Consider the following 8,054-nt stretch of genomic DNA (forward strand, 5'->3'; position numbering starts at 1 on the left):
AGTTAAATTAATACTAAACATTAGTTAAATCATGGCTTTTGCCATTTTTATACTTTTTTTACACCCCGCCCGCAGATTTTTGCGAAATCTTTGCAGCCAGAATTCTACCCTTCCGGTATCACTTTTAGGCCACTGGAGGTGCACTGTGAGTGCAGGCGTGATAACCGGCGTATTGCTGGTGTTTTTATTACTGGGTTATCTGGTTTATGCCCTGATCAATGCGGAGGCGTTCTGATGGCTGCGCAAGGGTTCTTACTGATCGCCACGTTTTTACTGGTGTTAATGGTGCTGGCGCGTCCTTTAGGCAGCGGGCTGGCGCGGCTGATTAATGACATTCCTCTTCCCGGTACAACGGGCGTTGAGCGCGTACTTTTTCGCGCACTTGGCGTCTCTGACCGTGAGATGAACTGGAAGCAATATCTTTGTGCCATTCTCGGCCTGAACATGCTGGGGCTGGCGGTGCTGTTTTTTATGTTGCTCGGTCAGCACTATCTGCCGCTTAATCCACAGCAGTTGCCGGGGCTGTCGTGGGATCTGGCGCTGAATACCGCCGTCAGCTTTGTCACGAATACCAACTGGCAATCTTACAGCGGTGAAACCACGTTGAGCTATTTCAGCCAGATGGCTGGCTTAACGGTGCAAAACTTTCTTTCTGCCGCCAGCGGGATTGCGGTGATTTTTGCCCTCATCCGTGCGTTTACCCGCCAGAGCATGAGCACACTCGGGAATGCCTGGGTCGATCTGCTACGCATCACGTTATGGGTGCTCGTCCCTGTGGCGTTGTTGATCGCACTGTTTTTTATTCAACAAGGTGCGCTGCAAAACTTTCAGCCTTATCAGGCTGTGAATACCGTTGAAGGAGCGCAACAGCTGTTACCCATGGGGCCTGTAGCTTCTCAGGAAGCGATCAAGATGCTCGGTACTAACGGCGGTGGCTTCTTTAATGCCAACTCGTCGCATCCGTTTGAAAACCCAACCGCACTGACCAACTTCGTGCAGATGCTGGTGATCTTCTTGATCCCAACGGCGCTGTGCTTTGCCTTTGGTGAAGTGACGGGCGATCGCCGCCAGGGGCGCATGTTGCTGTGGGCGATGTCAGTGATTTTTGTCATCTGCGTAGGCGTGGTGATGTGGGCAGAAGTTCAGGGTAATCCTCATCTGCTGGCGCTCGGCGCAGACAGCAGCATCAATATGGAAGGTAAAGAGAGCCGTTTCGGCGTGCTGGTCAGTAGCCTGTTTGCGGTCGTGACTACGGCGGCTTCCTGTGGCGCGGTGATTGCGATGCATGATTCGTTTACCGCTCTCGGTGGCATGGTGCCGATGTGGCTGATGCAAATTGGTGAAGTGGTGTTCGGCGGTGTCGGTTCTGGTCTTTACGGCATGATGCTGTTTGTCCTGCTGGCGGTGTTTATTGCCGGGCTGATGATTGGTCGTACACCGGAATATCTGGGTAAAAAAATCGACGTACGCGAGATGAAACTGACTGCACTGGCGATTCTGGTTACCCCGACGCTGGTGCTGATGGGCGCGGCGCTGGCAATGATGACCGACGCCGGACGTAGCGCCATGCTCAACCCTGGCCCGCATGGTTTTAGCGAAGTGCTGTACGCCGTGTCATCCGCCGCTAACAACAACGGCAGCGCCTTTGCCGGATTAAGCGCCAACTCCCCGTTCTGGAACTGTTTACTGGCGTTCTGCATGTTTGTCGGTCGCTTCGGGGTGATTATCCCGGTGATGGCAATTGCCGGTTCGCTGGTGAGTAAAAAGAGCCAACCCGCCAGCTCCGGCACGCTGCCAACGCACGGCCCGCTGTTTGTTGGCCTGTTAATCGGCACCGTGTTGCTGGTTGGCGCACTGACCTTTATCCCTGCCCTGGCGCTTGGTCCGGTGGCGGAATATCTCTCCTGATGATATTGAGTGAGCACTGAATATGAGTCGTAAACAACTGGCGCTATTCGAACCAACACTTGTCGTTCAGGCGCTGAAAGAAGCGGTGAAAAAATTAAACCCGCAGGCGCAATGGCGCAATCCGGTGATGTTTATCGTCTGGATCGGCAGTCTGCTGACCACCTGTATTAGCATCGCGATGGCAAGCGGTGCGATGCCTGGCAATGCGCTGTTTAGCGCGGCAATTAGCGGCTGGCTGTGGGTCACCGTACTGTTCGCTAATTTCGCCGAGGCGCTGGCAGAAGGCCGCAGTAAAGCGCAGGCCAACAGTCTTAAAGGGGTGAAAAAAACTGCCTTTGCCCGCAAGCTGCGTGAGCCGAAATATGGCGCTGCGGCGGACAAAGTTCCTGCCGATCAACTGCGTAAAGGTGACATCGTGCTGGTAGAAGCTGGCGATATTATCCCCTGCGATGGTGAAGTCATTGAAGGCGGCGCATCGGTCGATGAAAGCGCCATCACCGGGGAATCGGCACCGGTGATCCGTGAATCCGGCGGCGATTTTGCCTCCGTCACCGGCGGCACGCGTATTCTTTCTGACTGGCTGGTGATTGAGTGTAGCGTTAACCCCGGTGAGACATTTCTGGATCGGATGATCGCGATGGTGGAAGGCGCACAGCGACGCAAAACACCGAACGAGATTGCCCTGACTATCCTGCTGATTGCTCTGACCATCGTCTTTTTACTGGCAACCGCCACGCTGTGGCCGTTTTCCGCGTGGGGCGGTAATGCCGTGAGTGTAACGGTACTGGTGGCGCTGCTGGTCTGTCTGATCCCAACCACTATTGGCGGCCTGTTGTCAGCGATCGGCGTCGCCGGGATGAGCCGGATGCTAGGCGCGAATGTGATTGCCACCAGCGGACGTGCAGTTGAAGCGGCAGGTGACGTTGACGTTCTGCTACTGGATAAAACCGGCACCATCACACTCGGTAACCGTCAGGCGTCGGAGTTTATCCCCGCGCAGGGCGTGGATGAAAAAACGCTGGCTGACGCCGCACAACTGGCTTCGCTGGCTGATGAAACGCCGGAAGGCCGCAGTATTGTGATCCTCGCCAAGCAGCGTTTTAACCTGCGCGAGCGCGATGTGCAGTCGCTCCATGCCACCTTTGTACCGTTTACTGCGCAAAGCCGGATGAGCGGGATCAACATCGACAACCGCATGATCCGTAAAGGTTCTGTCGATGCCATTCGTCGCCATGTTGAGGCTAACGGTGGTCACTTCCCTACCGATGTTGATCAAAAAGTCGATCAGGTTGCGCGTCAGGGAGCCACGCCGCTGGTGGTGGTGGAAGGTTCTCGTGTGCTGGGCGTTATTGCGCTGAAAGATATCGTCAAAGGCGGTATTAAAGAGCGCTTCGCGCAACTGCGCCAAATGGGCATTAAAACGGTGATGATTACCGGCGATAACCGTCTGACTGCCGCCGCCATTGCTGCGGAAGCGGGCGTCGATGATTTTCTCGCCGAAGCGACACCGGAGGCCAAGCTGGCATTGATTCGTCAGTATCAGGCGGAAGGCCGTTTGGTGGCGATGACCGGCGACGGCACCAACGATGCTCCGGCGCTGGCGCAGGCAGATGTCGCGGTGGCGATGAACTCCGGTACTCAGGCGGCGAAAGAAGCGGGCAATATGGTCGATCTCGACTCTAACCCGACCAAGTTGATCGAGGTGGTACATATTGGCAAACAGATGCTGATGACCCGTGGCTCGCTGACCACCTTCAGCATTGCCAACGATGTGGCGAAATACTTCGCCATTATTCCGGCGGCGTTCGCGGCAACGTATCCGCAGTTAAATGCGCTGAACATCATGCGCCTTCATTCGCCCGACTCCGCCATTCTCAGTGCGGTCATTTTCAACGCCTTGATTATCGTCTTTTTGATTCCTCTGGCGTTAAAAGGCGTGAGTTATAAACCGCTTACCGCTTCTGCCATGTTGCGCCGTAACTTATGGATTTACGGTCTGGGTGGGCTGCTGGTGCCGTTTATTGGTATCAAAGTCATTGATTTACTGCTGACCGTTTGCGGTCTGGTGTGAGGTTTACCATGCGTGGATTACGTCCGGCATTATCGACATTTATCTTTCTGTTATTGATTACTGGCGGCGTTTACCCGCTGCTGACCACCGTGCTGGGGCAATGGTGGTTTCCCTGGCAGGCCAACGGTTCGTTGATCCGTGAAGGTGATACAGTGCGGGGTTCGGCATTAATCGGGCAGAATTTTACCGGCAACGGCTATTTTCATGGTCGCCCGTCGGCAACGGCAGAAATGCCCTATAATCCACAGGCTTCTGGCGGGAGCAATCTGGCGGTCAGTAACCCTGAGCTGGATAAACTAATAGCCGCACGCGTTGCTGCATTACGGGCCGCTAACCCGGATGCCAGCGCGAGCATTCCGGTTGAACTGGTGACGGCATCGGCAAGCGGGCTGGACAATAATATCACCCCGCAAGCGGCGGCCTGGCAGATCCCACGCATCGCGAAAGCGCGTAATCTCAGCGTTGAACAGCTCACGCAACTGATCGCAAAATACAGCCAACAACCACTGGTGAAATATATCGGCCAGCCGGTCGTCAACATTGTCAAACTCAATCTGGCGCTGGATAAACTTGATGAATAACGAACCCTTACGTCCCGACCCCGATCGTCTGCTGGAACAAACTGCCGCGCCGCATCGGGGGAAGCTGAAAGTTTTCTTCGGTGCCTGCGCAGGCGTCGGGAAGACCTGGGCGATGCTGGCAGAAGCCCAGCGACTGCGGGCGCAAGGGCTGGATATTGTGGTTGGCGTGGTAGAAACCCACGGGCGGAAAGATACCGCCGCCATGCTGGAAGGGCTGGCTGTTCTGCCGCCAAAACGCCTGGCGTACCGTGGGCGGCATATCAGCGAGTTTGATCTCGATGCCGCCCTCGCCCGCCGTCCGGCGCTGATCTTAATGGACGAACTGGCGCACAGTAATGCGCCTGGTTCTCGTCATCCCAAACGCTGGCAGGATATTGAAGAGCTGCTGGAAGCAGGCATTGATGTTTTTACTACCGTCAACGTTCAACATCTGGAAAGCCTGAATGATGTGGTCAGCGGCGTCACCGGAATTCAGGTACGGGAAACCGTGCCCGATCCTTTTTTCGATGCCGCCGACGACGTAGTGCTGGTGGACTTGCCCCCGGACGATCTGCGCCAGCGGCTGAAAGAAGGCAAAGTCTATATTGCCGGGCAGGCGGAGCGCGCCATTGAACATTTTTTCCGCAAAGGCAATCTGATCGCCCTGCGTGAACTGGCACTGCGCCGTACTGCCGATCGCGTAGATGAGCAAATGCGCGCCTGGCGGGGGCATCCTGGTGAAGAGAAAGTGTGGCACACGCGCGACGCGATCCTTTTATGCATCGGGCATAACACCGGCAGTGAGAAACTGGTCCGCGCGGCGGCGCGGTTGGCCTCGCGCCTGGGTAGCGTCTGGCACGCGGTGTATGTTGAAACCCCTGCCCTGCATCGCTTACCGGAAAAAAAACGTCGGGCAATTCTCAGCGCCTTACGTCTGGCGCAGGAGCTGGGCGCGGAGACGGCTACACTTTCTGATCCAGCGGAAGAAAAAGCAGTAGTGCGTTATGCCCGTGAACATAATCTCGGCAAGATTATTCTCGGTCGCCCGGCCTCGCGCCGCTGGTGGCGTCGGGAAACGTTTGCTGACCGACTGGCGCGCATCGCCCCCGATCTCGATCAGGTGCTGGTCGCGCTTGATGAACCACCCGCCCGCACGATTAACAACGCGCCGGATAGCCGCTCTTTTAAAGACAAGTGGCGGGTACAGATTCAGGGATGCGTGGTTGCCGCCGCGTTATGCGCCGTTATCACTTTAATTGCCATGCAGTGGCTGATGGCGTTTGATGCCGCCAACCTGGTGATGCTGTATCTGCTTGGCGTGGTGGTGGTGGCGCTATTTTATGGACGCTGGCCTTCGGTGGTTGCTACCGTCATTAATGTGGTGAGTTTCGATCTCTTTTTTATCGCCCCACGCGGCACGCTCGCTGTCTCTGATGTGCAATATCTGCTGACCTTCGCGGTGATGTTAACCGTCGGGCTGGTGATCGGGAACCTTACTGCGGGTGTGCGTTATCAGGCGCGGGTAGCCCGTTACCGCGAGCAACGCACACGGCACTTATATGAAATGTCGAAAGCTCTGGCGGTGGGCCGCAGTCCGCAGGACATCGCCGCCACCAGCGAACAATTTATTGCCTCCACGTTTCATGCCCGCAGTCAGGTGTTGTTGCCCGATGACAACGGTAAATTGCAGCCGTTAACACATCCGCAAGGAATGACGCCATGGGACGATGCCATCGCGCAGTGGAGTTTTGATAAAGGCCTGCCTGCGGGTGCGGGCACCGACACGTTACCCGGCGTGCCGTACCAGATTTTGCCGCTAAAAAGCGGCGAGAAAACCTACGGACTGGTGGTGGTGGAACCGGGGAATCTGCGTCAGTTGATGATCCCGGAGCAGCAGCGCCTGCTAGAGACGTTTACGCTGTTAGTCGCCAATGCGTTTGAGCGGCTGACGCTGACCGCCAGTGAAGAACAGGCGCGGATGGCAAGCGAACGTGAACAGATCCGCAACGCCCTGCTGGCGGCGCTTTCGCATGATTTACGCACGCCGCTTACGGTGCTGTTTGGTCAGGCAGAAATCTTAACGCTCGATCTGGCAAGCGAAGGATCGCCCCACGCCCGCCAGGCCAGCGAGATTCGTCAGCATGTGCTGAACACTACCCGACTGGTGAATAATCTACTGGATATGGCGCGAATTCAGTCCGGCGGCTTTAATTTGAAGAAAGAGTGGTTAACGCTGGAAGAAGTAGTCGGCAGCGCGCTGCAAATGCTGGAACCGGGTTTATCGTCGCCCATCAATCTTTCTCTGCCAGAACCGCTGACCTTAATCCACGTTGACGGGCCACTCTTTGAACGGGTGCTGATTAATCTGCTGGAGAACGCGGTGAAATATGCGGGTGCGCAGGCCGAAATTGGTATCGATGCCCACGTTGAGGGCGAAAATCTACAACTGGATGTCTGGGATAACGGCCCCGGTCTTCCGCCAGGCCAGGAGCAGACGATATTTGATAAGTTTGCTCGCGGGAATAAAGAGTCGGCAGTACCGGGGGTAGGGCTTGGACTGGCAATTTGTCGGGCGATAGTGGATGTACACGGGGGCACTATTACCGCGTTCAACCGACCGGAAGGTGGTGCCTGTTTTCGTGTTACACTTCCCCAGCAAACCGCTCCTGAACTTGAAGACTTTCATGAGGATATGTGACAAACGTTCTGATTGTTGAAGATGAACAGGCTATTCGTCGCTTTCTGCGCACGGCGCTGGAGGGCGACGGGATGCGCGTCTATGAGGCCGAAACGCTGCAACGCGGCTTGCTGGAAGCGGCTACCCGTAAGCCAGATTTGATTATTCTCGATCTCGGCCTGCCCGATGGTGATGGGATTGAGTTTATCCGCGACCTGCGCCAGTGGAGCGCGGTGCCGGTGATTGTGCTTTCCGCACGCAGCGAAGAGAGCGACAAAATCGCCGCGCTGGATGCCGGAGCGGATGATTATCTGAGTAAGCCGTTTGGCATTGGCGAATTGCAGGCCCGTCTGCGCGTCGCTTTACGCCGCCACTCCGCCACCGCCGCGCCCGATCCGCTGGTGAAATTTTCCGATGTTACCGTCGATTTAGCCGCCCGCGTGATTCACCGGGGTGAGGAAGAGGTGCATCTCACGCCGATTGAGTTCCGCCTGCTGGCGGTGCTGCTGAATAATGCCGGGAAAGTGCTCACCCAGCGCCAGTTACTCAATCAGGTGTGGGGGCCAAACGCGGTCGAACACAGTCACTATTTGCGTATTTATATGGGACATCTGCGACAAAAACTGGAACAGGATCCCGCTCGCCCCCGCCATTTCATTACTGAAACCGGTATTGGGTATCGGTTTATGCCATGAATGTTTATTCAATAAATGCGCTTAAATAATTATTAATTTATTATTAAACCTGCCAAAAATATTATTATTTGGCAGGTTTAATTTCTTAACGCAAATATAAAACACAAAATTACAACATTTAAATAACAAAACAGCATCTAATA

At 55.4% G+C, this 8,054-nt stretch carries 6 protein-coding genes; all 6 read left to right on the forward strand.

Annotation, left to right across the window (positions count from 1 at the left end; translation table 11 throughout):
* Positions 1 to 145: 145 nt before the first annotated feature.
* The 6 genes from kdpF to kdpE are packed head-to-tail and all read left to right on the forward strand — an operon-like array spanning position 146 to position 7,911.
* The gene (gene kdpF / locus E0D98_RS19280; RefSeq protein WP_001272653.1) at positions 146 to 235 is read left to right on the forward strand and encodes a K(+)-transporting ATPase subunit F; all 90 of its coding nucleotides are present in this window, start codon (positions 146 to 148) and stop codon (positions 233 to 235) included.
* Positions 235 to 1,908, forward strand: coding sequence for a potassium-transporting ATPase subunit KdpA (kdpA, locus tag E0D98_RS19285; RefSeq protein WP_050877264.1), 1,674 nt, complete (start codon positions 235 to 237; stop codon positions 1,906 to 1,908). The genes kdpF and kdpA overlap by 1 nt, the downstream gene beginning before the upstream one ends.
* Positions 1,909 to 1,930: 22 nt before the next feature.
* Positions 1,931 to 3,979, forward strand: coding sequence for a potassium-transporting ATPase subunit KdpB (gene kdpB / locus E0D98_RS19290; protein ID WP_000087970.1), 2,049 nt, complete (start codon positions 1,931 to 1,933; stop codon positions 3,977 to 3,979).
* Positions 3,980 to 3,987: 8 nt separating this feature from the next.
* Positions 3,988 to 4,560, forward strand: coding sequence for a K(+)-transporting ATPase subunit C (gene kdpC, locus E0D98_RS19295; RefSeq protein WP_001344323.1), 573 nt, complete (start codon positions 3,988 to 3,990; stop codon positions 4,558 to 4,560).
* Positions 4,553 to 7,237, forward strand: coding sequence for a two-component system sensor histidine kinase KdpD (gene kdpD, locus E0D98_RS19300; RefSeq protein ID WP_001356143.1), 2,685 nt, complete (start codon positions 4,553 to 4,555; stop codon positions 7,235 to 7,237). The genes kdpC and kdpD overlap by 8 nt, the downstream gene beginning before the upstream one ends.
* Positions 7,234 to 7,911: a two-component system response regulator KdpE gene (gene kdpE / locus E0D98_RS19305; protein ID WP_000186103.1), complete on the forward strand. Its 678-nt coding sequence runs from the start codon at positions 7,234 to 7,236 to the stop codon at positions 7,909 to 7,911. Before kdpD ends, kdpE begins: the two co-directional genes overlap by 4 nt.
* The last annotated feature ends 143 nt before the right edge of the window (positions 7,912 to 8,054 follow it).

Source organism: Escherichia sp. KCJ4928 (assembly GCF_004352695.1).
Classification (GTDB): domain Bacteria; phylum Pseudomonadota; class Gammaproteobacteria; order Enterobacterales; family Enterobacteriaceae; genus ECMA0423.